This is a genomic window from Stenotrophomonas sp. STEN147 (assembly GCF_056757995.1).
Genome location: NZ_JBRRCG010000041.1, coordinates 1 through 524, shown reverse-complemented (window position 1 = coordinate 524; position 524 = coordinate 1). Strand labels below are relative to the sequence as shown.

General features: G+C 70.8%; 1 protein-coding gene. It reads left to right on the top strand.

Going from position 1 to position 524, the window contains the following annotated elements; all coding sequences use genetic code 11:
- Nucleotides 1-524, top strand: a 524-nt coding sequence (locus ACVOKU_RS18550; RefSeq protein ID WP_481560592.1) for a type VI secretion system Vgr family protein, incomplete at both ends; no start/stop codon positions are given.

The following is a 524-nucleotide window of genomic DNA, read 5'->3' as shown; positions in this document are numbered from 1 at the left end:
CCTGGAGGGCGACATCGACCGCCCGGTGGTGGTCGGTGCGGTGTACAACGGCCGTGGCCAGCAGGACGCGCAGCACAACCAGATCAACGGTGGCGGTGCCAACGCCACCGGCAATGCGGCGGCATGGTTCGAGGGCAACGATCACGCCGCGGTATATACCGGCTTCAAGAGCCAGGCGCTGGCCGACAGCCAGGGCGGGCAGGGCGGCTACCAGCAGCTGCGCTTCGATGACACGCCGGGCCAGGGCCGCGCGCAGCTGTCCACCACCCAGCACGAGACCACCCTGACCCTGGGCCATCTCAAGGGCGGCCAGGACAACGTGCGCGAGGGCGAGCGGGGCTTTGGTGTGGAGCTGTCCACGCAGGCACAGGGTGCACTGCGCGCCGGCCGTGGCCTGCTGCTGACCACCGAGCCGGGCACGCCGCAGCTGGCGGCGCCGCAGGCACTGAGCCAGTTGCAGGAAAGCCAGCAGCTGCTGCAGCAGCTGGCCGAGTCGGCAGGCAAGCAGCAGGCGCAGCTGCCTG